Consider the following 26780-nt stretch of genomic DNA (forward strand, 5'->3'; position numbering starts at 1 on the left):
CGCTCAATATTCGTAACCAGCAAGCGCATACCCTGAATCACCTAATAGCGTAATTTTCAGGGTATGAAAGTCTATATTTCGCTCTTTGCTGGCACGATGAAGGTTGTCGATGGTGAGTGCTGAAAAACAAGCCTGGGGCATATCCCGGCAGGGTAAATAGTGAAGCAGCTCAGCATATTATCGTAAACAGGCTTCACGGACAGTGCGAAACGATAATTAATAACACGCTATCAGCCACTCCAAAATATCCTTCGGATAGTGAAAACTCATTAATAGGTTTACGCCAGGCTATGGCATCAGAGAATAAATAACTTTGCGGGATCATCATTACCACGATAACCGCATAGTAATATGTAGACTTGCCCACATTATTTTTTGCAACGTTATTCATTTGTCTGGGATATATTTTCAGTGGATCTCTTTTCCCATTATTTTATTAAAAGAAATTGCGTAATTGACGATAAGTAAGTAGATGGCCAACTTCTCCTGAGTCCTCAAAAACAAGTGAATAAACCTGTGATCAGATAAGAAGTAAAAATGAAACCATCTTTCGAAAATTAAGAAAGATTACTGAGGATACCTCTATGTCTAAGCTGTTACCGTCAATAAAAAATCTGCCTGTGGCTGCCAAGCTGTTTGGCGGGTTTGCAGTTTTAATCGTTATTATTGTGCTGTCTTCACTCATCAGCATACAACAGTCTGCCAATATCCGTGACCATGCCTTAAAGGGCAAATTAATCAATGAAATCAGCACGGAGCTTAATACTGCGCGACGTAGCCGCTTGAATTATCAATTAAACCATGATGAAACATCACTTCAGGCGAATAAAGTCGCCATTGAAAAGATGGATCAAAAAGCAATCACTGGTCTGGACTTTACCTGGGACAGCGATGCCCGCGTTTTGTTTGAAGAATTGCGCAGTACTATTCCTGACTATGCCAGCCACCGCGACACGTTCGTTAAACTGGAACAAGTGACTGTCGGGAAAGCGCAGGGGTTGACCTCTCCCGAGCTGAAAACCTTGCTGGATAAATTCAGTACCCGCATAGAGCAGCAAGAAAATACGTCTAAAGATGAAATAACGTTACTCAATCGCCTCAATAATATCTGGGGTGCCGCTTATGCAATCCAGTCATCGGCAGGTAAGCAGGGGGTAGATGTTTTCAAGGCACAATCCGATGCCGCGTCGAAGATCGTCCATTCAGAAAACCTGAGCCTCAATGCGGAAGACAAAGAACTGGCGCAGGCATTTCTTAACGGGATGCAGGATAACGTTGTCTCTTATATGAATGCTCTGCAGGAATCGCAGAAAGCTGCTACGGATCTCACCGGTATCGCAGAAAAAATTAACACCATTACTGCCGATTTGGTGACCGGCCAGACCCAGAAAAATATCGATATTATTCAGCGGGTAATGATAATTATGGGTATCGTTGCCATTTGCGCCGTGCTGACGGGGTTACTGGTCGCCTGGCTGCTTACCCGGCAGATGACACGCCAGATAAAACATAATTTGACGCTGGCTGAACGTATTGCCGGTGGTGACCTGACCGCCATCATTGAGCCGCAGTCAACCGATGAACTGGGCCGCCTGACGCAGGCAATGGGCATGATGAATGACAGACTTCGCGACATGATCACCCAAATTAAAGAGTCGGTAATTCATGTGGCTAATGCCTCGTCGGATATTTCGGCAGGCAATATTGACCTGGCTTCCCGCACGGAAGAGCAGTCTGCTGCGGTGGTTGAAACTGCGGCAAGTATGGAAGAGTTGACCTCAACGGTTAAGCGCAATGCAGACAATGCGCGTGAAGCCAGTCAGCTCGCAGGGGTGGCGGCAGAGCATGCGCGTTCCGGTGGGAAAATTGTCTGGGACGTCGTCAGCACGATGGAAACTATCACTGAAAGCTCAAACAAGATCACGGATATTATCAGCGTAATAAATGGCATTTCTTTCCAGACCAATATCCTTGCACTTAACGCTGCTGTAGAGGCGGCACGCGCAGGTGAACAAGGGCGCGGATTTGCGGTGGTGGCGGGCGAAGTAAGAAGCCTGGCCCAACGCAGCGCTAATGCCGCTAAGGAGATCGAAGGGCTGATAAAAGAGTCCGTGCAACGCGTGATGACCGGTTCAGAAATGGCGAATAAAGCCGGTTCGACCATGGAGCAGATTGTATCCTCAGTCACCAACGTGAGCGGGATTATGAATGAAATTTCAAGCGCCTCAGAAGAGCAGAGCAGAGGTATTGATCAGATTGGTAAAGCAGTGACGGAGCTGGATTCAACGACCCAGCAGAATGCTGCGCTGGTTCAGGAGTCGTCTGCGGCGTCATTATCACTGGAACAACAGGCTGAACAGCTCACTCAACTGGTTTCCGTGTTCAAGCTGAGCTCAGAGACCGCGAAGCCGAAACACGCACCCGCAGCGGCTCGCAGCAAGGTTAGCCTGAGGCCCGCAACGTCAACAAGCAATGGGGCTGACTGGGAGTCTTTCTGACACTCACCCAATCAAAAAAGTGCCCTCCTGATGAGTGAGGGCACTGCTATTACAATTTACGCCGCGCTAAATAACCCCGTGAATAACTTGAATTTATATTTTAAACAGTCAGGTGATTTCGCTGAATTTTAACCCTCCCATTGCAGTAAAATGCAAATGGTTTATTTCATAAACCGATGTTTCAATATTTCCCCGCTATCGTTTATCCAGCCCGCTTCCACGTTTATTGCTTCGCTGCCGACATTGCGCTCCAGCAAGTAACGCCGCTGGCTGAAGGGTCTAATCATCATATCGTCCTGCTGGTGCGCTTTCGTCTGCCCGGTGTGGCCTGTCACGCTGATTGTGGTAAACGAAATGCCCAGCGGCGTTGGGTTGTTGAATTCGAGCCAGGACTTTTCACCCTCCGCATACAGGCGAAAGGTCAGTTTGCTGATCGCTTCCTCGGGTGTCAGGGTGAGGGTTTGTGGGCGGTAAAAGATCTTTAGCTGGGTATTCATTGCCAGCTTCAGAAACGGCTTGTCCAGGCCTGCGTTGTCCGGCGGCACTTCATACAGATTGAGCCAGAAAACCGATTCCCGATCCGTCGGCAGCGGATCGCGGTTATAAATGATGCGCAACCCCTGCGTGCTTCCGGGGGCCAGGCGAAAAACCGGCGGCAGAATGACAAAGGGCGCAGCGCCGTTATCCGGCGAGCCTTCGCCGTTATCTGCCCAGGTTTGTACTATCACCGGCCAGGCATTGGTGTTCACCAGCATCAGCGTTTTTTCACGCGCATTCGGTGGATAAATCACCCGTGTCATGGCCGGCATTACGCCAGCCAACGTCGCCGGTACGAACAGGACGAACAGCAGCATGAAAAACCGGCTCATTGCATTTTCACAATCACGTACGCGGTGGCATGAACGCGGCCTGCGGTAACCGTCATTCCAGGCAGTTTTTGCAGGCTGGCGATAAAGGAGAGGCTGTAATTGCTGAAGCCGGGGTATGAACTGCCGTTCGGCGTTGCGCCAGTGAGCACCGGATACCAGCCTGCGTTATTGCCTGCGGGCGTGGGCGAAAGCGGCACATTCGTGGACTGGCCGAGAAACGTCATTGGCTGGCCCGGGTTGACGCTGTTGGCAATGGTTATGCCCACGCCTTTCGCCATCTCCGGCGCATTATAGTTATCAGAAACCAGCGCCCTGACGCCGCCGCTGGCGTTGACCAGATTCAGACTCTGCGCCGCGCGGTAAGCGCCTTCGGAAACCTGAAAACCCAGCGCAACCTGGGTATCGTTCAGGCCGGAAACGACCGTGTTGTTGCATTCCAGTTGCACGTTGAAATTCGCGCTGCTTGCCATGCCAGCGTCCAGATCTCTCACGCTGATGGTGGGTAACAGCACCAGCGGCGTTGCGTTACGTACCGTGCAGGTGGGATTGTTATAAAGTTTGTTCGCCATGCGCATGCCGTAACCAAAACCATTGTCAGCAAGCCAAAAGTCTGAGTTTGTGGCGCTGTCCTCACCAGCTTCATCATGACCAAAAGGTACGATAGCGCCGGGGCCGGAAAGCTGGATATAGGCATTCGGTTGCGTGCAGGTATACAGCTCACCCGAGGGGGTGGCAAAGACAATGCCCGAACCGTTGTTATTGTTGTTGCCGCAATAGCTGGTTATTGCGCCCAAACCGGGTAACGTACTGACCCGGTAAAGCTCAGACTGCAACGGTGGAATATCCTGTAAGCGGATCTGAATTTTTGAGCCGACGGTGGCGTAAGTCGTCACGGGGATTTTTTGCCAGTTGCGCGTCAACGTTATGCCCGACATTGACTGCTTGATGCCAACATAGGCAAACCATGTGGCGTAGACATTCGTCAAATTGTCGTTTGCGCCGATGTTGTAATAGCCGCCCACTCGATCGTCACCATTGATCGCCACCAAAAAATGGATACTGGCCAGGTCGGCCTGATCGCACTCCCACAATACCGATGCGCCCGAAGCGCCGCCGGCAGTGTAGTTGGTTGGTGGCGTTACCGTGGTGGCAATTAATGTTCCGACGGGCGCGAAGTAGGTATCGATCAGGTTAATCTTGCCGAACTTGATCTGCGCGGAGTTGAAATCATCGGTCTGGCTAACATTGGTTTTGGTACATATGGCCCACGCCGACGCGTGCAGCAGTGCCAACAACGCGAGCAGGAGTTTCAGGAACAAAATAGCGTGCTTTGTCATGCCGGTTTCTCCCTTTACTGGCAGATTGCATTCAGGCGGATTAAAGGGCTCGCGGTATCTTTTCCGGAGAAGTCGTACGAGAGATAGCAACGATCCTGGGGGGCATCTCCCCAACGCAGCGTTAATCGCCCTTTGGGTCGATCGGTGCGCAAGTAAATTTGCCCGTTTTGCCCGGCGATGCCGATCAGGGTGTTGTTCTCATCAAGTACATCCGCGCCTGCTGGCGGCTCAGAGCCATCCGGCAGCGTCGATTTGATCAATAATGCTTTCCCGTTGCGGGTACGGAAGACGACTTTGGCCGACGCCCCGGCAATCGGCGCTATCTGTTTTTCGTTGTCGACCAGCTCGGCATCGCCCTCCATATCTTGCGGATCGAGTGTGATGCGATTGTAACGGTAGGGGGTAATGGCCGGGAGCAGCGCATAACCGCTGTCGTTGATCGCAAGATTTTCGGAATTGAACACTTTCGCCCCGGCAGCACCTTTGGCTTCGACCAGCGCAAAGGTATCGCCGAGATACGGGCCAAATGTGATGCCGCCGGAATGCGCCACCACCGCGCCCTGGACATTAGCGGAAGCCTGCCAGTAGTCATTCCCGCGCGAGGCGTTCACGCCGACGGTGGTTTGCGAGAACCGTTTTTGCACACCGCCACTGAGCGTCGTCTGGTGATATTGCTGGTCGCGCATGACATCCAGGTTGTAGCTTGCGGTCTGCCCGGTATCGAGCATGCCGGAAAGCGAGCTTTGATATTGATCGCTGCCGTCCGTTGAATGCATCCATGAATTACTCAGGCTGGGTACGCGCGGGCTGCTCCCGCCGAGCGGGAAAGAGAGGGAAAACGCGGTGAACGTCTGCATATCCCCGGCATTCTGATAGCCGCCGGTGTGCTGTCGGCCAACGGAAAGGTTTATTGAAATCCCGTAGCGGAAACTGTTGCTGTAACCAAGCTGAAGTTGCGTGTCGCGGCTTTTTCCGCCGCGATAATTCTGCATGGAGCTGGAGATAAAAACGTTGCCGAAATCTGCCAGGCTCTGGTTCATGGTCAGGTCAAAGCGCGATTGTTGGCGCCAGCTATCTGATTCCCACAACTGATTATTGCGCTGCGCTTCCCGCGCTCCCAGCACGTCCATCAGGTCGCGATAGCCGCGGGTGGAATAGCGATATCCCGCCATAGAAACCGTGGTATTGGTCGGCTGGAAGGTTTTACTCCAGCGAAGCTGCGACATCCAGCCGTCGGTGTAGCCGGTATCAGGCAGCCGCGCATGTGACCAGGTAAGATCCGCGCCGATGGCACCGAAAGTGCTGGCATATACGCCGCCGAGCATCAGCGCCTGGTAACCGTCGGCGACGCGCGTCGCAGTGTTGAAGGTGACGGCATTGGTGAGGCCGTGCTGCCAGGTCATATCGCTGAAAAACGAATCATCGCCGTTGTCCTGGGTTTTGCCCATTTCGAGATTGAAGCGGGAAATGCCCGGCCGCATCGATTCCGGAACGGCGGAGAAGGGCACGCTGAAGCGGCTCACGGAGCCGTTGGCCTCAGTTACCGAGACATCAAGATCGCCACTAAAGCTGGTGGGGTAGAGATCGGTTATTTCAAACGGCCCCGGCGCGACGGTAGTCTGATAAATTTCATTGCCATTCTGCATAACGGAGACGCGGGCATTGGTCGTCGCCACGCCGCGAATAACCGGCGCATAGCCGCGCATCGAATCCGGCAACATTCGTTCGTCGGTGGCGATGCTGGCGCCACGGTAGTTCAGTCCGGAGAAAAAACGCCCTTTGGTGATGAGCTGGCCGAACATCAGTTGGCTATTCAGGCCTGGGAGCGGGTGCTGGACGTAACTACGGATATTTTTCCAGCGGTTACCGTTTTGGTTATTCCATGTGAAATTAGATAATTGCCGGTATTGCCAGGAACCAAGATTCATACCGCCGCTTAACGACATCCACAACGAATGCTGATTCGGGGTAGTTGGCTCTGAATAGGAGACGTTGTAGTAATTCGCGAGGTAATTGATAAACGCCATCGATGCGCCATTATCGAGTTCATTCGGGTCAACGTATCCGCGCGGTTGAATGCGTATCTGGTTCTGCGGTACGGAAAGATCCAGACGCAGTTGCGGTAAATTTGTCCGGCTGGTGCCGCCCGGTGCGGCCTCCTGAATTAATACGCAATTATCTTCAGGCGAGGCGGAAGCGGGACTTTTGGCGTTTTTAATGTGCGTGGACTCAAGGATCTCCGGGCTCAGACAAGGCTGGCTTGTGCCGTCGGCAAAGCCTTTAAAATAGACATCATAGGTCCCCGTCAATTTATTATTGGTGTACACATCCATCTTGTAATTGCCCGGAACAATCGACTGCGGCGTGGCAAGCCGCGTTAATGAATCCTGGCTGAAACGGCTGCCACGAAAGAGTTGTGGATCAAAGGTGTAACGGTCTTCGCTGGCAGCCAGAGTTGCGGCTATTTCTTTACCCCAGGCGGGCAATAAAATAAAAAAAAAGGCGGTAGCCGAAAGTAAAACAGCGAATTTATTCATCGAAGATTGCCCATACCGAAAAGAGTCCTGCCTTAGCACAAGCAAACGTTATAAGGGGTGTCTGGAATCCACATTTACGCCGTAATCATTCACCGTCACCAGCGCGATAGATGCATTCCGGGTGTTTACCGTATTGGCGCGTAAAGGCCATTCGACTTTGCTTTTAGGGGGAACCATGACCGCATCGGCAAGTGGATATTTTGTGCCGTTAGCAATAAGCTCGGCGCGGCGAATAACGGAGTAATAACCGGTAGGATTTGTTACCTCAATGCCATGCGGCTTTAGCTGGAATGACAGCTTTTCTGCGGTTTCATACGAATTTCCGGGAATCGTATGCGGACGATAGAAAATTTTGAGGCGATTAGTTAGCGCCAATACTAATTGATTGCGATCCTTATCTTTATTCTCCAGATAAGGTAATTGACTAAAACTGAAGTAAAAAATCGATTCACGATCCTGAGGCAAATTGTCCCCCGTGAAGATCAGTTTCACGGATTGCCCACTCTCTGGTTCCATTCTGAATATTTGCGGGGTGGTAATAAAAGGTGCTTCAGGATGTTTTGCTTTTTCAATACCGGAACCATCATCAACCTGAATACTGACGATAAAAGGCTGTGAACTGGTGTTTCTTAATTGAATTGTTTTTTCTTTGATATCATCAGGGTAGATGATTCGCGTCCCGGTCATGATCACGTTTGCGGCTGCGTTCACAGAAATGGTGATGGAAAATAAAAATACAGTAAAAGACATTAACCTATTCATTTTCACATTATCCCTGCGCTGGTTATTTATTGCGTAATATTGAATGGATTTCTGGCTGACGTCGTCACGCAGCCAGTTTTGATTTAGAGATAGCTCAGCGAATATTCAGCAATGGCGGTAATTTTACCGGCGGCGGCAGTGGTACTATTGAGGACATAATAGCGTGCGCCGTAATCATAACTGGCTTCTGTCTGGTTGGCCGGAAGGCTCAGCCCAGGCACGGAGGTGACACCGGAAAGCCGGATCTCGGTGCCCCCGGAACCTGCGTCCATCAACTGAATGCCGAAGCCTGTCGCCGCATCACCACCCGAATAGCTGTTGCCAAGTACACCCATAGGATCAACGTTATAACCAAGGAAATTGGTGTTGATATTGGTCACGCTGGATGTTGACTGGCAGCCACTAATTGAAACAGTAAAAGGAGTCTGGCCGTAAAATTGGCCCTGGGTTAACGGCGTGCCAGGAGGGCTGAAGTCGGTCAGAGACACGGTAGGTAATAAGACGACGGAATCTGTGCGGCCATTGATGAGTACGTCGCAGGTCTGGCCTGAGATTTCGCCCTGAAAGGTCACTGTCGGCGCGGCAAAAAGTGGTAACGGTAATGTCATAACGCCCAGTAACGGTAACGTTTTTTTAATTCCGGTTCGCATATATATATCCTTATGTTTTAAAACCCATTTAGAAATAATGATATGGCAAATAATATTTGCCGATGGCAGCTTTTGTCATTCCATCATTAATATCACCGCCCAGGGATTTTATTACATATTATTTAAAGTAAAGACTATAGGCAATATGTTGACTTTAATTATGGGATTATTCAGAAATGGCAATTATATTATTTGTTTTATCTTATTTTTCTATTAATTAATACGCGAAGCCAATAAAAAAGATGACCGCAGAGGGTGATAAATGTGATCTGTTTATCAACGGTGTGCTTGTGAAATAAGTGATTCGGGAGCGACATATTGAAAAATCCTGGTTGGGGTGCGAAATGGAAGTGGCGAGGGTTATGAAATGTGATGATGAGGAGGCAGGCGGTAGTCTAAAGGCTGTATTGTGACAGACAGTTTTTTTTCACTATTTTCTGTTTTAAATCCTGGGAATCATTTTTGAATTTTATTTCAAGTTATTTGGTGTCATCTTTATCAATATAACTTTGTCTTTTTATTTTTGCATTTTTAATTAATCTGAAAAATCCTATTTGGATTCTGATATATTGTTTTATCTTTCTTTTCCTGTTAGGTTTTCTCTGCCTTAAATAAGGTTTACTGCATCTGATTGTTACATCACTCAATAATATGAGACGCTTATTTTTAATAAGTCATGGTATTAATGTGGCTTGCGATAAGCCGCTTTTCTATTCATTGAAACTTCTTCGATATAACTGAATTATCAAATTAAATGTTACTTCGGGAAGATGTATTGCGATATTCATTTAAAAGAATACAGCAAAAAAATATACATATTAAATTTTTAAACCAGGTAAAAGGAATTCAATAACATGAGTGCATTGGATAAAAAAGTTCAACGGTTTGTCAGGTCAAAACTCGGGCCGCTAACAGTTGCGATGATTTGCGCATTGCCGGCAGTGGCAAATTCAGCCGGATTAGTAATGAAAAATGGTACCGTTTATAACACCAATGGGGTGCCGGTCGTTGATATTAACACGCCAAATTCCAGTGGGTTGTCTCATAACTTCTGGGATGATTTGAACGTTGATAAAAACGGCCTCATTTTCAATAACGGTACTTCGGCCTCGGATACCGTGCTGGCTGGCCAGATTGCAGGGAACAGTAATCTGGTTGGCGGCCCGGCCAAAGTAATATTGAACGAAGTGGTTTCGAGAAATGCGTCCGTCATCAATGGCATGATGGAAGTTGCGGGCAATAAGGCAGATTTAATCGTCGCTAACCCGAATGGCATTACGGTGAATGGCGGTGGCTCCATCAATACCGGCAAATTAACGCTGACCACCGGGAAAGCGCAGCTGACTGATGGCGAACTGGCGGGATACAACGTCAATGGCGGCACCATTACCGTCGGTAAACTGAGCAGTGCCAGCCCGACAGAGATCCTGTCACGCAATGTTGTCATCAATGGAAAAGTAACCGCTGATGAACTGAACATCGTAGCGGGAAATAACTATGTTAATGCGCGAGGTGAGGTTGCGGGTACGGTTGCGGCATCCGGGCTGCGCAACTATTACAGCGTCGACGTTTCTGCGCTTGGCGGGATGTATGCCAACAAGATTAACCTGGTAAGTACCGAAGCCGGTGTCGGCGTTCGCAACCAGGGCACAATTGCTGGCGGCGTAAATGGCATCAAAATTGATACCAAAGGCATCCTGCTAAACAGTAATGCGAAAATCCAGTCTGCCGGGCTTATTGATATCAAAACCAATGGCAGAATTGATAATACGACCGGCGAAATCTCTTCAATTGATACTATTTCCATCAATACTAACAAGGGCGAGATTGTAAACAGCCGCGCAGGTCGTATTGCCACTAACGGTAATATCAACATTAACAGCGGCGCGCTGACTAACAGTAATGGCAAAATCGCTGCCGCCGGTATGCTGGCTGTCGATACCAACAAAGCTACGCTGACCAACACGGGTAAAGGTAAAACCGTGGGTATTGAAGCGGGTATCGTGGCGTTAAAAACCGGCAATCTGAACAGCCGCAATGGGCAGATTAGCGGTGGTTATGTCGGTATTGACGCGGCGTCAATCGATAACTCTGGCGGTAACTTGCAGTCCGCTGGTGATATCGACATCTTAAGCGCAGGCAATATCAATAATAACAAAGGGTTGATTCGCGCAGCTAACGGCCATCTCACACTCGGTTCTGGCGGTACGATCAGCAATGAAACGACCAAAACGGCAGATACCAACAGTTCTGACTCTCTGGGGATCATTTCGCAGAAAGAACTTTATATTGGAGCCAAAAGGATCGTTAACCGTGGCGGTCAGATCGCGTCGAACGACGTTGTCACTGTTAAGAGCACCGGTGATATCGATAACTACACCGGCAAGATCGTCTCCAGCGTTAAAGTATTGGCCCGTGGCACCTCTTTGAATAATGACCGGGGCGGCCTGAGCGCAGATCGTGGCGTAGATATTGCTGTTAGCGGTACGGTGAGCAACAACATCGGTGTTATCAGCTCGAACAAAAGTGATGTGGAGCTGAATGCTGGCGATATCGATAATGTTGGTGGTTTGATGCTGGGGGAAAATATCACCCTGAATGCTAAAAACAACGTCAACAATGATACTGCGCTGATTGTGGCCAGAAAATTACTGAACGTGAATGTATTAGGTACTATTTCTAATAACAACGGTAACGATTTTGGTACCCGATATGGTGAATATTTCGGTATTCCTCAGCAAATCGGCGGCATGATTGGTAAAGAAGGCGTCTCTTTTTCTGCCCGAAATATCAATAGCACCAATAGTCGTATTATTTCCGACTTCGGCAATATGAAACTTGAAGCTGCCAGCACGCTGAATAATACGCGTGGTTTGCTGTACAGTGCGGGTGATATGGCGATTGACGTTGGTTATATGTTCTACAATAACTATGCGACAACTGCCAGCGCTGGCAACATGAATATCAGCACCGTTTCTCTGCAAAACTACAGTAACGGTTCCATTATTGATAATAATGCGACCGGGATTATTTCTTCTGATAAGAATCTGAATCTGAACGTGAATAATAGTTTCACGAACTACGGTTTTATTAATGCAGAAGGCGATCTGAAATTCAACGTTAGTAAAGGTATTCTGTATAACTCGAATACCATTGCCGCGGGTAAAGACCTGGCTATTGATGCGCTGAATGGTATTGATAATAACGGTGATATTGCTGGCGGTGAAATTCTGACGCTGAAAACGAAAGGCAGTGTGACAAACCGTACCAATCGCAATGTTGTTGGTAAGCAGGTTATCATTTCTGCTGGTCAAAATATTACGAACCATGGCAATATCGTCAGTGATAATTATATGGATGTCACCGCTAACGGTACCGTCTACAATTATCTCAATATGCTGAGCTATGGTTCGGCAAAAATAACGGCCAATACTGTCACTAACAGCGGCAGAGATGCATTGTTAGGTGCGTATGAAGATTTCTCTCAGGATGTGAAGAAATTGAATAACACCGGCACTGTTCTTGGTATGTAAAGTGTAAAAAAAGGCAGTGGCAAACTGCTGCTGCCTTTACTTCTTTCAGAGTGAATTCATGGAATTGCGATTTATAGCTTTTTGTATGCTCATGATTGTGGGCACTCAGGTATCAGCAAAGGATAATGTTGATAACCTGATAAAACAGCAAAAGAATGCAGATGCCAGCGTGCTGCATGAACAACAGTTTGAGAAAAAAGATGTTTTCTCAAATACCGATCGGAAAGTATTTACTCTGCAAGATCTTCCCAGGGAAGAAAATTGTTTTACTGTTAAGAATGTTCTTCTTGAAAATGATTTTCTAAAAGCTAAAATTACGCAATCTATTAATGAGAACATTGCCGGGCGCTGTATCGGTGTTGCAGGTATTAATACAGTCGCATCAGCTTTGCAGGATTATTATATTGATGCGGGTTATGTAACTACGCGGGTTATCATTCCGACACAGAATATCTCTACCGGTGAACTCAAATTTACCGTCGAAGCAGGTAAGATTGAAAATGTCATTGTTGCTGGTGATGATATTCGCGCGTGGATGTTACCTTTTAAAAATGAAGATATTCTGAATATCCGTGATATTGAACAGGGGCTGGAAAACCTGCAATTTGTTCCCGGCGTGAATGTTAAAATCAATATAGAGCCGGGTAGCCAAAATGGTTACAGCAACGTCAGTATTAACACTAACCGTTTTAAAAAGTGGAGCGTCAGAGCAAGTTATAACAACTGGAGCGATGAAGCGACCGGTCAGTATTTAACCTCTGCGGTAGGCTATCTTTTTAATACGGCGAAATTAGGCGATCTCTTTTACCTGGCCGGCACCAGCAGCACCACCGGTAAGTATCAAAACATCAGTGGCTACTATTCATTCCCGGTCGGCTACTGGAATTACACATTTTTCTACAGTAAGAGTGATTCGCGACAAACGGTTCCGCTCTCTTACTTTTCGCTGGATTACGCCGGTAACAGCGAGTACCTGAGCGCGAAAGCAGCAAGGACGGTCTATCGTGATAAAAGCAGGAAGATCGCGGCAAGTGCCGAGCTTATCCGCAGAACCTCCGGATATACTCTCGACGGCGAAGAGCTGGTATTACAGAGCCGCGATATGGGGAACGTGAAGTTCGGGCTTAATTATAAGCAGCAGTTTGCCGATGCTTCTCTGGACGCCACCCTCTCGTGGCAGCGTTTCTTAACATGGTTTGGCGGCGAACAAACGCCGGATATGCAGTATGGTGAAGTCAGCCCAATAAGTCAGTTGTTTAACTTTCAGGGAAATTATACTCAGCTGTTTGCCAATGGTTACTACAACGGGAGCTTCTATGCGCAATATGCGCCGCGCCAGTTGACCTTGCAGGATCAGATGACCGCGGGCGATCGGTGGAGTGTGCGTGGATTTGAAAATAGCTATGGCCTGACAGGGAACAGCGGTTTTTATCTGCAAAATACATTCTATCGGCCCATAGGTACGGCTAATGCCAGACTCTATTTCGGTATGGATTTTGGGCAGGTGAAAGAAGATGGTTACTATGGCGATGAAACTATTGCTGGCGGCGCCATGGGTATCGAAGGGAATATAAAGAGCCTGGGATATGATTTCTCCATCACTACGCCGCTGAAATATCCTGGTGATTTGGTAGTGAACAAGGCTAACTTTAATTTCAACTTCTCATATCAGCTATAATTTTGAGTGTGCAGTACGATGCGTATTGGTACGGATATTGTAGAAGTTGCGCGCATAAGTCGGGCGATTGCCAACGGGAAAATGGATTTTATTGAGCGCGTTTATACTGAAAAGGAAATCATAAAGATTAACCCTTCCGATATAAATTATGAACGCGCATCCGGTTTCTGGGCAGCGAAAGAAGCGGTGGTAAAAGCAGTAGGCTGTGGTTTTCGCGATGGTATTCGCTTTCATGATATCGAAATTATTCATGACGAGTATGGTTGCCCGCAATTTGTTTTTACCGGAAGACTGAAAGAGATTCTTGCAGAGAAAGGGATGGAGAATGTATCCCTGAGTATTTCGCATTGCCGGACTCACGCCGTGGCGACAGTCATTATTTATTAACTTAAATTTTTATCATGAATATGTATAAATACAACGATCTTAATGAAAACACCGTGCTGGTGACGGGCGCGAGTGGCGATATTGGGCTGGGCATTTGCGCAAAGTATTTAGAGCAAAACTGTGTTGTTTATGCGCTTTATAAATCGAATGCCACACAACTCAACGCGCTGAAAGCGTCACATCCGGCGGGTGACAAACTGCACATTATGCAGTGCGATTTGGCCGATCCGCAGAGCGTAGCGGCGCTATGCTCCCATCTCTCTGAAGTGGCCGGAAAGATTGATGTTCTGGTCAATAACGCGGGTATTGTCAAAGACAGCCTGTTTGCCTCAATGAGTTTTGAGGATTTCAGCCAGGTGATGGACACCAATATGCTCAGCGTCTTCCGGTTAATCAAAGCCGTGTTGACGTTACTGCGTTCAGCGCAGAGCCCGGCAATTATCAATGTCGCCTCCATTGCCGCCATTATCCCGAGTGTCGGACAGTCCAATTACAGCGCCTCCAAGGGGGCCATGCTGGGCTTTACCCGCACGCTGGCGGCCGAACTGGCTGCTTATGGCATCCGCGTTAACGCTGTCGCACCGGGTATGATTGAATCGCGTATGGTGAAAAAAGTCTCGCGCACCGTTGTGCGCAGCGTGGTTGGCTCCATTCCCTTAAAACGGCTCGGTACGTGCGAAGAAGTGGCAAACGCCATTGTTTTCTTAAGTTCCTCTGCCTCCAGTTATATCGTCGGCCAAACTATCGTTATCGATGGTGGTCTGGTAATGCGGTGATTTATGTCTAAATACACGATTCCCGCCAGGATCTTCCTTAAGATGGGCGGCTGGCGACAGCCCCTGATAATGGTCGACAAAATTGATGACTATAAATACGGTGAAAATGGCTACGTGAAAGTCGTCAAACATGTCACCTATAACGATCCGTGGTTGTCCGGACATTTCCCTGACGATCCGATTATGCCCGGCGTCATTATTTCAGAAATATTTGGTCAGGCCAGCGAGTATTTCTCCTTTCTGACGGATATTTGCGACATTTATCGTGAGAAATATCATGTCGAACTCACTTCGTTACGTGATATCCATGCGCGGATAAATGAGCTTGAAATGTTGGAGATTATTCGTACGCGGCGTGCGCAGGTGCGTGGTGTGCTTGCTGCGCAAAACCTGAAATTTAAAGAAATAGCTTTTCCCGGTGATTCTATTGAGGTCGTAAGTAAATTATCATTTTCCGATGCCAATGGTTTTAAACACTATTCTGTTACGGCCCATGCAGGGAAACGACTGATAAGCCACGGTACGATTATTAATTTTCGTGAATCTAAGTAATTAACATGGAGAGTTAGTTATGCTTACAATTAAAGACGATATTGAAAAGCGCAAAGATGTATTGCTGACCATCAAAACTGAAATTATTCAGCGATTGAATATTCAAAGGGATGAATCTCAAATCGATGATGATACAGCACTATTTGGTAATGGTTTGAAGCTGGATTCTGTGGATGCCACCGAGATTGTTGTTCTGCTGGATAAAGTATTCGATATTAAAGTCACGGAAAGCGACGATCCTTCATATATGAGAAGTATCAATAGCCTGGCGACATTTATCATTCAGAAGAAAAATTCGTAATCTGCATTTAAAAGGGAATTTAACAGGATGCTTATATGACATCTCTTAATGATATTCATTTAAAAAATAATGCCATGATGGGCATTTATAACGGTTATTCCATCCCCTTCGCCTATAACGAACCGATGGTCGAATATAAGGCGATGCGCGAAAATGCGCTGCTGGTCGATTACTCGCACGTAGCGATTGTCAGCGTGATGGGCGATGACGCATGGGCGCTGGTTAACCATCTGGTTTCCGCCGATGTTTCGATTATTCGTGATGAGCAGGGCATCTACTCTCTGGTGCTGAATGACGATGGCACGATCCGTGGTGATGTGTATGTTCTCTGCGCTGCTGACGGTTATTACCTGCTTTCAGAAGATATTCCGGCAGGCGAACTGATTGAGCGTCTGAATAAAAGTCTGCAAAAAGCGGATGAACTCGATATCCAGGAGATCCCGGAAATTCGCGCCATGCGTGAAGAGAACTGGGGCGCTATTCTGCTGGAAGGTCCATACGCCTGGGAAGTCATGGCTGAAATTCATGGCTTCGATATTATCGGTCTGCCGTATTATGAGTATATGAGTACCGATGATGAGCTGATGATTTTCCGCTGTGGTAAACACGGCGAATTTGCTTACATGGCGATTGGTCAACAGCCTGCGCTGGCGGAACAGTGGCAGAAACTTGTCGATATCGGCGACAAATATCGCTTGCAGACCGGCGGCCTTGATTACCAGATCATCGCGCGGGTAGAGAATCCTTGCTGGGATGGTCGCAGCCTGGCGCACAGCACGTTGAATCCCATTGAGCTGCAAATGCAATGGGCCGTGCAATACGACAAAGAAGATTTTGTCGGTAAAGCGGCTGTCGAAGCGCTGTCTCACGACACTCATCAATCGAAAATGATTGGTATGATCGCCGCAGAAGCGTGTGCGGGTATTTACGCTGGCGATCGCGTCATGGTGGATGGCAATGAGGTTGGTAAAGTTGTCAAAGCCCTCTTTTCACCCGCCTTACAACGATATATTGCTCTGGCGCTTATCGATAATGAATATGCATGGTCCGATATTAGCGGCTTCCATATTCAAACCGCGAATGAAAAGGTCGCTGCGCAAACGAAAGGTATGCCGTTTATTTATAATTTGAGCATGTTGGTTAGCCCAACTGAGCACAGTTATATCGATACCAGCAAAAGAAAAAGCGCAGTTTGATTATTGAAAATAACCAGCCGGGAAATAAAGAGCAGGTAGCGGATATTTCCCGTGCCTGGTTATTTCATGCCTATTCGTCGTTAACTCCAGGTAATATTTATGCAGACAAGCAGGAAAAGGGTTGTCATCACCGGCATCGGGATTTTGTCGTCGCTGGCAGAAAATGTCGCGGATTTCAGAGAAGCGTTGCTGAATAAGAAGTGCGGCGTTGCTGACAGTGAGCGTTTTTCAACATGGTTTGAAAACGCCAGAGCGGCGGAAGTGCTGCATGATATCGATTACTCCGGCCTGCCAGAAGGGCTCGCGGACTCACTCGATAACGCTGCGCTGTGGGCTTATAAAGTGGGAAAAGACGCGCTCAATCAGGCAGGGTTGGCGGATAACGCGGCAAGCCTGCGCGATACCGGCTTAATCGTGGGCGTCTCATCCGCAGGGACCGAAGCGTTTTTGCCGCTCTTTGAGCAACGCCTGCAAGACTTTTCCCTGCGCAAGGCGCTCTTCTCCGGCGGCTTCTCTTCCTGCTGCTCCAGCGTCTCCACGCTGCTCGGTCTGAAAGGAGGCGTTGAACTGGTCGCCACCGCCTGTACGGCCAGCCCCAACGCAGTGGGCATGGCATATGATTTTATTCAGAACGGCAAGAGCAAAACCATGCTGGCCGTGGGGACTGAGCCAATCTACCTGCCGACATTCGCCGGTTTTTATGCGCTGAACGTTATGCATCCGGACTCCTGTACCCCTTTCTCTGGGCAGTCGGGAATGTCAATTGGCGAAGGCGCTGGCGCCGTCGTGCTTGAAGAGTATGAGCATGCGGTTGCGCGCGGGGCGACGATTTACGGCGAGATCCTCTCTTATGCCACCTCCTGCGATGCATTCCATGAAACCGGGCCGGATCCGCGCGCCAGCGGTGCCGTGCAGGTAATGCACAAGGCGCTGGAGAATGCCGGGCTGAAGCCTGAGCAGATCGACTACGTCAACGCGCATGGCACCGGCACCGAAGCCAACGACCGCATCGAAACGCTGGCGATGAAAAAGGTTTTTGCCAACCACGAAAACCTGCTGATCAGCTCAACCAAATCCTACTTCGGACACAACATCGGCGCGGCGGGCATCGTGGAATTAATCGCTTGCCTGGTGACGCTGCCTGGTCATCAGGTACTGCCGACGCTGAACTTCTCGAAAGCGCGCCCGGGGTGCGATTTGGACTATGTGCCGAATGATTTCCTTGACCGGAAAATCAATATCTTCATGAAGAATAACTATGCGTTCGGCGGCAACAACTGCTGCATGATCGTCAGCATGGAGCCGGCGTCCGTTCCTGTCAGCACCTACGACGCCAAACGCGTGGCGATTTCCGGCATTGGCGCGGTATCGGCTATCGGCCATACGCTCAATGAGATCCTCGAAAACGTCTGGCAAGGCAAGCAGAACGTTGAACTGGGCGGAGTGACTTTCCCGGACGATACGCTGGAAGAAGCGAAAGAACTGCTCAAAGTGCTGGATGAGACCGGGCAGTGCGCGGATCTGTTCGGTGACGCCTTCTCTTTCAGCAACGCCACGTTGCCAGAGAGCGAAAAGAATTTCAAAACTTTCCAGGTAAGGGGCCTGGAGCCACGCAAGCACTTACGTCGTTTTGATCCGCGTAAGGCAACGCGGGGCGGTACGTTTGCCCTTATCGCGCTCTGCGAAGCGCTGGAGCAGGGGAAACGTAAAATTAAACGCGATGGCGATGCGCTGGGCCTGATTATGGGAATGTCCCGTGGTCCGCAGGAAACAACTTATAAATATTTGCAGAGCCTGAAACCCGATCCGCGTAAGGTGAGAACTTCGGAATTTCCGGGTTCTCTGATGAACGCGATTCCCACCTTCTGCGGCATTTCAGAAGGGATCAAAGGCTATACCACGACGCTGGCAAGCGGTGAAAATGCTGCGCTCGGCGCCTTAACCTACGGCTATGAGATTGTGCGCCAGAACCTGCAACCGCAGGTGATCGTTGGCGGCGCGGATGAATATTTTCCCTCAATGTCGCTCTATATGGATGCTGTCACGCAGAAGATCCAGATGACCTCGGCGGCAAGCGATTATCAGGTCTACGGCAAAGACGCCAAAGGGTATGTGCCGGGTGAAGGCGCCTGTATGTTGCTGCTGGAAGATCCGCAGACAGCCGCAGCGCGCGGTGCGGAAGTGCTGGCGGAAGTCGTGGGTTACGGGAAGTCATGCAGCAACAGTTACTTCGATGTCGCCGAGCTGGCGGAAAAATCGTCCTCAATGGCGCTGGCGGTGACCCGTGCGCTTGCGGACGCTGGCATCAGCGCGCGCGAGATCGATCTGGTGTGCGGCACCAGCAATGGCAGCGACGAGCATTCGCGGATTGAAATTGACGCTATCCGCGAGGTGTTTGGCGAGAAACAGCCGAACGTCCCGGTCGTTAACTACAACGCCTGCTTTGGTTTTGTCGCCTCAGCGGCGGGTTTGCTCAACCTTGCAGTCATCATCGATTGCATTAAAAAACAGTCCGTTCCGGCGATTCCTAATACCGTGGCGTTCTTCGATGAACGCGTGAACTTTGTCCGTCAACCGATGAAACTGGCAATCAAGCATGTCTTGTTGGTAGGGGCAACGGAAGGTGGGAACTATTACGCACTGGTAATTAAGGAATAAGACTGTGGAAAATGCCGCCATCATTTCAGGCTACAGTGCACATTTACCCTTTGCCGGAAATAGTGTTCAGCTTATCGAGTATCTTCGTCAGGGGAAGCGGGTGGAAAGGAAACCCTGGTTTCGTTCTGATGACGAGGCAATTACCTGCGGGTTTAATGGCAATAAATATGTCGCCAGGCTGGAGCACATTAATGATGGCGCATTAGAGATTGTGTATCAGTTGATCGAGGAGGCACTTGCGCAGGCCAAACTGGATACACACTCTCTCGCAGGCAATAACGTGCGGGTTTATTTAACCGGGCTGGGCAGTCGCGTCGATGGCATCGATTATCACGCTTTTTACGATCGCAATGACGTTGAAGATATTAAGCTCACCCGCTCATTAGCCCGCCTGCACGTATCGAATATGTCGCAGGATACGATAGCGTGCAGCCTTGCGCAGAAATACCAGTTGCAGTATTTGCCGCCAAATATGAACTGCACCAGTAATTCATCGTTGACGGCCGTGCATTTGGGTTGCCAGGCGATCGAGCAGGGCGGTATCGACCTGGTTGTGGTGATTAATTGTTCGAAAATTAAAACCCAGGATATCTGGTTCCTTGATTCTCAGTCGATGCTGGACAGTGAAGTAGTCCAGCCGTTTGGTGAAAACAGCAAAGGCGTATTGTTCTCCGAAGGGTTCAGCGTTGTTGTGCTGGAGAGCCTGCGCCACCGTCGCGACAGAGATGTCACGGGCGGCGTGCGCCTGCAATCCTCCTACGCGCAAATTAGCGCCGGCAGAAGTAATGATGCTTCCTGGCTGAGTCTGAATGTCCTGAAAATCATGCGTGCGGTGACCGATAAAGCGGGCGTTAATGTGCAGGATTTATGCGCCATTATTCCGCATGGCAATGGTTCTTCCGTCAGCGATAAAGCCGAAGCCAAAGCGATTGAAATATTTGCTGATGCGCACGTGATTCCTGTGCTGGCGTATAAGGGGCAGATTGGTTACTGCGCGACCGGCTCCGGCATTATCGATTTGATTATTGCCCATCACTCATTAACCCAGCGCGAATTAATTGCTCCGGTAAGTAATGACGCCATTTTGGATGTGATGGCACCGTTTATGCTGATTGATCGCGGCGTATGCGGGCATGAAAAAAATCATTTGCTGAAGGTTGGCGTCGGTGTGGATGGCTCGGTAATTGGGATTGTGCTGTCTGCAATTAATCCCGCGTGATGAATAACCATGGAAGGTTTGATGTACTTATCATCGTTTGCTCTTATTGAGCCGGAAGACAGGTTTTATTTCTATCAACCCAGTTGGCTGAATGCCTGGGAAGCGCATTTATATAATCTGGCGCTTAAGTCTACCCGGAAGAATGGGTGGGGACTTAAACGTTTTGGTACCGATGGCTCGCTCTATGCCGGTGAGATGATCCGTAACCCGCAGTATATAAAATACCTTGAGGCGATGGAGCAGGCCGCAGATGCTGCGCTACAGGCTTTATCCACGAAAGAACGGATGAAATTGTTCAAGTCGCGAACGGCATTTATCTATGCGGATTCGTGGGGAGAAACCGGACTGCTGGAGAGTATTTCCAGCGCATTGCATATTTCGATGCTCGACACGTTACCGAAAAATCTGGTGAAGAAATTTTCTGTTAACGATCCGACCTGCAAAATGCGCGGTGAGAAATATGCATTCACTCAGGCAATGAGCATGGCGCAGGATTATCTGTACTGGGATGTTTTCGATTATGTGGTGATTTGCTGTGCCTATCGCGCCATCCCGATCATGGTTTTTTCTGAGGAAGATATTGCCGTTGCGCGGTGGGCGAAAAGCGCTCAGCAAGCTGATGGGGTTAACCTGACGGTTGAACGCGTGGGATGTTTTATTTTCAGCCGTCACGAAAGTGCATTGAAAGTGAATAGTGGTCGCTATATGGCGGCCGGACGTGCCGATATTTCGCAGCTCAACGCTGAGGATGTCGAAATCATGGCATTTGCAGGCTTACGGGAAAAATCATTTCCGGCAGAGCTGCAGCAAAAGGTTATTCGCCTTGCCGATATTTATGGTTACAGCGGTTGTCTGACTCCTGCACTAAGCTTTGAATATTTGCGTCAACATCCTGTTGCTGCCGGAAAAATTCGCACTATCGTGCCGGATAATTTATCTGGTTATCACTATTTTGATATTGAATATTCTGTAGGGTAACGACATTGCGATGAGTGACATAATCAGAGAACTACCAGCAATATTACTTAGTCATATTTCGAAGAGCTATGGTTCCGGCGAGGGAAAAATCGACGCGCTGAGGGATATTAATCTGGAAATCGCGAAAGGTGAATTTCTGGCATTATGCGGCCCTTCGGGCAGCGGCAAAAGTACGTTGCTAAATATCATGTCTGGTATCGATCAGCCGACATCCGGAGCGGTGATGTTTTTGAATAAATTACTCAATGTATTACCGGAAGAAGAGTTATCAACGGTGCGCGGTAAGCATCTGGGATTTATTTTTCAATTTTTCAATCTCATTCCTGTTCTGAATGTTTTTGATAACGTTTTTTATCCCCTGATCCTGAATGGTCATTTCGGTAAAAAAGAGGCGCGTGAAAGAACGCGTGACTTACTGAATCGTGTTGGTCTGGAAGGTTTTGCCAACCGTAAACCTGGCCAGCTCTCCGGTGGGCAGCAGCAGCGGGTGGCGATTGCCAGAGCCCTGGCGCATGACCCGGCGGTAGTTATCGCCGATGAACCGACCGGTAACCTGGATATGGCAACCGGCGAAGCCATTCTGGAACTTCTGCTGCACATCAATCAGCAGACGAAGACCACATTCATCATCTCCACGCATTCCGCGCACTTAAAGGAGTGCGCGCGCCGGGTGGTAGAAATTAAGGATGGAGGATTGGTGTATGACTCAAGGGCGTAAATGGCGGGACGTTATCTGCGCAGGGCTGCTTAGCATTACCTGCGCGGGTGTGGCCAATGCTTCCAGCGTACCGGCGGTTGAAAGCGTTATGCGGAGCGGTTTCCCGGCACAGCCCGATCAACTGGCCATCGTAACCAGCGCACTGTTCAAAGAGTATGGTGAAACAAAAAATGTCGTCTCGTTAATCTTTTATGCCTGGGGCGTGCTGCGCCAGGCGGAAAACGCCTCAGCGGTGAACGACTTCATTAACGCGTCTGAATATGCCAAAACCGGTTTTTTATACCTCGATGAAGCTATTGACAGCCATGAAGATAATTTACGGGTGCGCTATATGCGTGCACGCGTCGATGCCTGGCTGGCGCCGGAAATGGGACGCTGCGCGGTCACGATCAAGGATACCGAATGGATGCTGAAAGATAAGACGCTCTTTAACCCTGCACAAATTGCGCGGATCCAGCATATGCGTTATCTCGCGCTCTATAACTGCAAAAAATACCCGCAAGCCGCACAGCTTTTGGCACAAATAAAACGCCAGGACGCTGCCGCGGCAAAGGCACTGGAATTACATAACAACGTTGCGCCTGCGTGGGATGAGAATGAAGTGGCGCAGGTGCTGCTGCCGCTGGTGAAGGGTGAGTAAATGAGCATGATCTTTATTAACGCTATTGTGCTACTGATTCTGCTTTTTCTGTTGTGGTGTACCGTGATGCATGCGCGGGACGTGAAATTCGCATTTCTCAACCTCTTCCGACATAAGCGCCGCTCGTTTTCGACCCTGTCGGCGATTATTTTGGGGGGCGTCGCCATTTTCCTGTATGGCGGATTTATCGATTACTCGTTCTGGATCTTAAAAGAGCAAACGGTCCGCACGAATAGTGGTCACGTGCAGATCTACCACCAGAATTATTTCGCCACGTCCAATAAAAATAAAAGCCTGATTGCGGATTACCCGTCTTTAAAACAGGCGATATTAAGCGAACCGGAACTGGCGGCAGATATTTCTACACTTGCCGGGCAACTGGAGTTTACCGGGGTTATTTCTCATTACGAAAATGAAACCTCCAGCTATTTTTCCGCGCTGGGTATCGAACCGCTACCGGCATTAAAACTGGGATCCTTTGATAAACTTATTTCTGGCAGTGACTTATCACGTATAAAAGCCGATCACATCACCTTAGGACGCGGACTGGCACAAACGCTCGGCGCTCATTACGATGACTGGCTGGATGCCATTACGGTTAATTCGCGAGGCGGACAGGGCGCATTGTCGCTGAAGATCCGTGGCATTTTTGCATCCGGCATCAAAGATTACGACGACACGGCGTTGAAAATGCCGCTTGAAACCGCGCAGCGCATGATGGAAACCGACGGCGTGAGTAAGGTGTTAATTTTACTGAAAGAGGATAATACAGCCGCATTCAGCGTCAGGCTTAGAAAATTTATCGAGAAAAACCATCTGCCGCTAATTGTGAAAGAGTGGAAGGATACCTCGCTATTTTATCAGCAGGTTGAGAGCTTATTATCCGGGATCTATTTCTTTATTAAACTGATTGTTGCATTGATCGTTATCTTTATGATCGGTAATTCAATGACCATGAATATCGTCGAGCGGACAAGGGAGATCACGACGCTGCGCGCCATTGGTTTAAAACCTCTCCACGTTACCCGATTGTTTTTACTGGAAGGGATTTTTGTCGGCATGATTGGCGCTGTTGGAAGCCTCGGCATTGGTTTTGCTATCGCTTCAGTGATTAATCTTTACGGCATCGCAATGCCGCCGTCGCCTGGGCAAACTTTAGGCTACACCGCTTTTATTAAAACCAGCAGTTATGATTTGTTATTTATTACGCTGATGCTGCCGCTGTTAACCGCGACTGCAGCTTCTGTTTTACCGGCGTTGCGTGCCTCTCGTCTTAACATATCGGATGCTTTTAAATTTTCTTAGGGAAACTCGTAATATGAAAATTACGCTATTTGGCAAAGGAATTGCCTGCCTTGGGCTTCTTTCAGCCTGTGCCTTCGCCGCGCCTGGCGATAACGCTATCGATATTATTCGTCGTGCGGATGAGATCCGTTCTCCCAATAAACCTTTCCGCTATACGCTCGCGGTGAGCGAATATAAAAATGGCGAAGAGAAACCAGAAAGCAGACAGGTGCTGGATATCTCAATGCGTTTTATGAAGCCTGAAGGGGAGATGAAAGCAGATGCCCGCTCTTTAGTTCGCTTTATTTATCCGCCGCGTGATAAAGGTAAAGTGATGCTTTCCGACTGGTATGACTTATGGTTTTATTCTCCAGGGCTACGGCGACCGGTGCCAATTTCTCGCCAGCAAAGATTGATGGGGCAAATATCTAATAGTGATGTGATTGTGACTAACTTTGAATATGCCTATCAGGCGACTCTGCAGGGCATGGAAAAGTGTGGCGATAATCAATGTTACAAACTGGAACTGACGCGAACCTATGCCGAAGCAACCTGGCCAAAAATTATCTATTACGTTGAAGCTGGCGATGAAAATCGGCCTTATAAAGCTGATTATTACTCTCTTGATGACAAATTACTTAAAGAAGTTCGGTATCTGAATTATCAGCCGGTATTAGGGAAGATGAGGCCAATGCGGATTATTGTGCAGGACGTACGCCATGAGAAAAGTTTTTCCGTCATGGATTACAGTGATGTTCGTCTGGAGTCGTTACCTGAATCTCACTTTACACGTGAACATCTTCAGTGGGAGGCAAAATGAAATATTCACTCCCGTTGATTACGCTGGTTTTTTCTGCTTTGCCAACAACCCTGTGGGCTGATTGTTTATCCGGCGAAGAAGTTGCACAGAACACGGATGTTGTGCTCTATGCGCAGACATCGTATGTGAATAAACAACCGTCGATCTGGCAGGTCGGTGGCAATAATCCATTCAGCAAAAGCAATATTTATAATAATTTCGGCATCAACCTCAAAGGCGGTTGCGCAATCATCGACAATCAGCTGGATCTGAATTTCTCACTGTATGGGATCACTTACCGTCCATTGCATGCCAACAGTGGCTTTGAAGAAGATCGAAGCCATTCACGCGCTTTGATCGACAGGCTCAGTGTTATTTATAACGTCTCGGACAGCGTTCAGCTTGAGGCGGGCAAGTTCAGTCAAAAAGCCGGGCTTTTTTTCCTGCGATCGCCTGCTGATTTACGCAATAGCTACTATGCCGGGTTCAAAAGCACGCGTCTTTACGATCCGCTGATGGAGCCAGTGTTCCAGGAATCCCCGTGGCAGGTGAAGCTATCTGAAGATACGCAGGATTATTCGCTCTCGTTCTCAGTCGTTCCGAAATTAGCGGATGCCGGTAAGCGCCATCTCGCTTCTGGCGACTGGTCTGCCAATGTGCGAAGCAATAGCCGTGAAGATTATTTGCTCAATTACACCGATCATCGCTTTGAAAAACACCTTCCTACGGCGAGCTTGCTGCTTGGCGAGACGCGCTCTGTAGCCATATCGGATAGCTATAACCTGACGCCGCAACTGGTGATTAACGCGGAAGCGGCTTATCACACCGAGCAGCAGTGGCGTCATTTCTCCCCTGAAAATGCAGCAATGGTCGAAGAGTTCGAGTTCCCTTCTTCCCTTTATAGCACGCAGGAGAAAGAGGGGGTTGAAGTGGCCGTGGGTGGGCAATATGCGACGGATAACTTTAACCTGTTTGGCCTGGAATATTATTATCAGAGCGAAGGGTATTCCCGGGCGGAATGGCGTAAACAAACTGATTTTATTCAGTCATTAAATAGCCGCACCGGTTTTTTCTTCATTGATGATATTTTTGACTCTTATAAGTATTTGATGGCCTCAGAGATAAATAATACTGCAAATAAAAAGATGCTTCAGGGGAAACATTATCTTAATACCTGGTCAAGTATTCAGATGGATAACCAGTCAACGCTACAACCTTATGTGGTGTTTAACCTTGTCGATCACAGTTCAGTATTAGGTGTTAACTACAACACACCGCTAAATATTATTGATGATCGGCTTGAAGGCTATACCGGCGCATTTATGTCGACGGGAAGTTCTGACTCTGAATTCGCATTATATGGCGATATGTTCGGTGTCTATTTAGGCCTTAAATACTATATGTAAAG

The 26780-nt window shown here is 48.5% G+C and carries 20 protein-coding genes and 1 pseudogene; 16 read left to right on the forward strand and 5 right to left on the reverse strand.

Translation table 11 applies throughout. The annotated features are described in order from the left end of the window. Positions 1 to 584 precede the first annotated feature (584 nt). Positions 585 to 2498 carry a methyl-accepting chemotaxis protein gene (locus DK872_RS16185; protein ID WP_007372910.1) on the forward strand — a complete coding sequence of 638 codons (1914 nt, stop codon included), beginning with the start codon at positions 585 to 587 and terminating at the stop codon, positions 2496 to 2498. Positions 2499 to 2659: 161 nt separating this feature from the next. Here the strand turns inward: DK872_RS16185 and DK872_RS16190 are convergent, their stop codons facing one another. From DK872_RS16190 to DK872_RS16210, 5 genes are all read right to left on the reverse strand, one after another. Beyond that, positions 2660 to 3367: a molecular chaperone gene (locus tag DK872_RS16190; RefSeq protein ID WP_072440713.1), complete on the reverse strand. Its 708-nt coding sequence runs from the start codon at positions 3365 to 3367 to the stop codon at positions 2660 to 2662. Next, complete coding sequence (locus DK872_RS16195; protein WP_007372912.1) at positions 3364 to 4704, reverse strand: fimbrial protein; 1341 nt, start codon at positions 4702 to 4704, stop codon at positions 3364 to 3366. Before DK872_RS16195 ends, DK872_RS16190 begins: the two co-directional genes overlap by 4 nt. A 14-nt stretch (positions 4705 to 4718) precedes the next feature. Beyond that, positions 4719 to 7241 carry a fimbria/pilus outer membrane usher protein gene (locus DK872_RS16200; RefSeq protein ID WP_237656210.1) on the reverse strand — a complete coding sequence of 841 codons (2523 nt, stop codon included), beginning with the start codon at positions 7239 to 7241 and terminating at the stop codon, positions 4719 to 4721. Positions 7242 to 7289: 48 nt separating this feature from the next. Further along, positions 7290 to 8003: a molecular chaperone gene (locus DK872_RS16205; protein ID WP_072440709.1), complete on the reverse strand. Its 714-nt coding sequence runs from the start codon at positions 8001 to 8003 to the stop codon at positions 7290 to 7292. Positions 8004 to 8086: 83 nt separating this feature from the next. Then, entirely contained in the window at positions 8087 to 8653 is a 567-nt protein-coding gene (locus DK872_RS16210) for a fimbrial protein (protein WP_161518543.1), read from the reverse strand. 854 nt (positions 8654 to 9507) lie between these two features. Between DK872_RS16210 and DK872_RS16215 the strand changes: the two are divergent. The 15 genes and pseudogenes from DK872_RS16215 to DK872_RS16285 form a co-directional block, all read left to right on the forward strand. Further along, positions 9508 to 12150, forward strand: a pseudogene (locus DK872_RS16215) (filamentous hemagglutinin N-terminal domain-containing protein); the annotation flags it as partial. A 94-nt stretch (positions 12151 to 12244) separates the two neighbouring features. Then, positions 12245 to 13864, forward strand: a complete 1620-nt coding sequence (locus tag DK872_RS16220; RefSeq protein WP_202626065.1) for a ShlB/FhaC/HecB family hemolysin secretion/activation protein — start codon at positions 12245 to 12247, stop codon at positions 13862 to 13864. Between the two features lie 18 nt (positions 13865 to 13882). Continuing rightward, complete coding sequence (gene acpS / locus DK872_RS16225; RefSeq protein ID WP_079517002.1) at positions 13883 to 14251, forward strand: holo-ACP synthase; 369 nt, start codon at positions 13883 to 13885, stop codon at positions 14249 to 14251. Positions 14252 to 14265: 14 nt separating this feature from the next. Beyond that, positions 14266 to 15027, forward strand: coding sequence for an SDR family NAD(P)-dependent oxidoreductase (locus DK872_RS16230; protein ID WP_161518545.1), 762 nt, complete (start codon positions 14266 to 14268; stop codon positions 15025 to 15027). A 3-nt stretch (positions 15028 to 15030) separates the two neighbouring features. Further along, positions 15031 to 15579: a 3-hydroxyacyl-ACP dehydratase FabZ family protein gene (locus DK872_RS16235; protein ID WP_161518546.1), complete on the forward strand. Its 549-nt coding sequence runs from the start codon at positions 15031 to 15033 to the stop codon at positions 15577 to 15579. 19 nt (positions 15580 to 15598) lie between these two features. Next, the gene (locus DK872_RS16240; RefSeq protein ID WP_007372925.1) at positions 15599 to 15880 is read left to right on the forward strand and encodes an acyl carrier protein; all 282 of its coding nucleotides are present in this window, start codon (positions 15599 to 15601) and stop codon (positions 15878 to 15880) included. A 35-nt stretch (positions 15881 to 15915) separates the two neighbouring features. After that, positions 15916 to 17076 (forward strand): aminomethyltransferase family protein, encoded by a 1161-nt coding sequence (locus DK872_RS16245; protein WP_007372926.1) that lies wholly within the window; start codon positions 15916 to 15918, stop codon positions 17074 to 17076. Positions 17077 to 17175: 99 nt separating this feature from the next. Beyond that, entirely contained in the window at positions 17176 to 19734 is a 2559-nt protein-coding gene (locus DK872_RS16250) for a beta-ketoacyl-[acyl-carrier-protein] synthase family protein (protein WP_107146932.1), read from the forward strand. A 4-nt stretch (positions 19735 to 19738) separates the two neighbouring features. Further along, positions 19739 to 20953, forward strand: a complete 1215-nt coding sequence (locus tag DK872_RS16255) for a beta-ketoacyl synthase (RefSeq protein ID WP_161518547.1) — start codon at positions 19739 to 19741, stop codon at positions 20951 to 20953. A 21-nt stretch (positions 20954 to 20974) separates the two neighbouring features. Then, positions 20975 to 21931: an ATP-binding protein gene (locus DK872_RS16260; RefSeq protein ID WP_202626066.1), complete on the forward strand. Its 957-nt coding sequence runs from the start codon at positions 20975 to 20977 to the stop codon at positions 21929 to 21931. 10 nt (positions 21932 to 21941) lie between these two features. Then, complete coding sequence (locus tag DK872_RS16265; protein ID WP_161518549.1) at positions 21942 to 22649, forward strand: ABC transporter ATP-binding protein; 708 nt, start codon at positions 21942 to 21944, stop codon at positions 22647 to 22649. Next, the gene (locus DK872_RS16270) at positions 22633 to 23289 is read left to right on the forward strand and encodes a hypothetical protein (protein WP_161518550.1); all 657 of its coding nucleotides are present in this window, start codon (positions 22633 to 22635) and stop codon (positions 23287 to 23289) included. Before DK872_RS16265 ends, DK872_RS16270 begins: the two co-directional genes overlap by 17 nt. Beyond that, positions 23290 to 24594 (forward strand): ABC transporter permease, encoded by a 1305-nt coding sequence (locus DK872_RS16275; RefSeq protein WP_161518551.1) that lies wholly within the window; start codon positions 23290 to 23292, stop codon positions 24592 to 24594. It begins immediately after the preceding gene. Between the two features lie 13 nt (positions 24595 to 24607). Beyond that, a complete protein-coding gene (locus DK872_RS16280; RefSeq protein WP_161518552.1) occupies positions 24608 to 25393 on the forward strand; it encodes an outer membrane lipoprotein-sorting protein in 786 nt (261 codons plus the stop codon). Next, positions 25378 to 26778 (forward strand): hypothetical protein, encoded by a 1401-nt coding sequence (locus tag DK872_RS16285; protein WP_370520914.1) that lies wholly within the window; start codon positions 25378 to 25380, stop codon positions 26776 to 26778. Before DK872_RS16280 ends, DK872_RS16285 begins: the two co-directional genes overlap by 16 nt. Positions 26779 to 26780 lie beyond the last annotated feature (2 nt).

The sequence above is a fragment of the Kosakonia sp. MH5 genome, from assembly GCF_009935945.1.
GTDB lineage: Bacteria > Pseudomonadota > Gammaproteobacteria > Enterobacterales > Enterobacteriaceae > Kosakonia > Kosakonia radicincitans.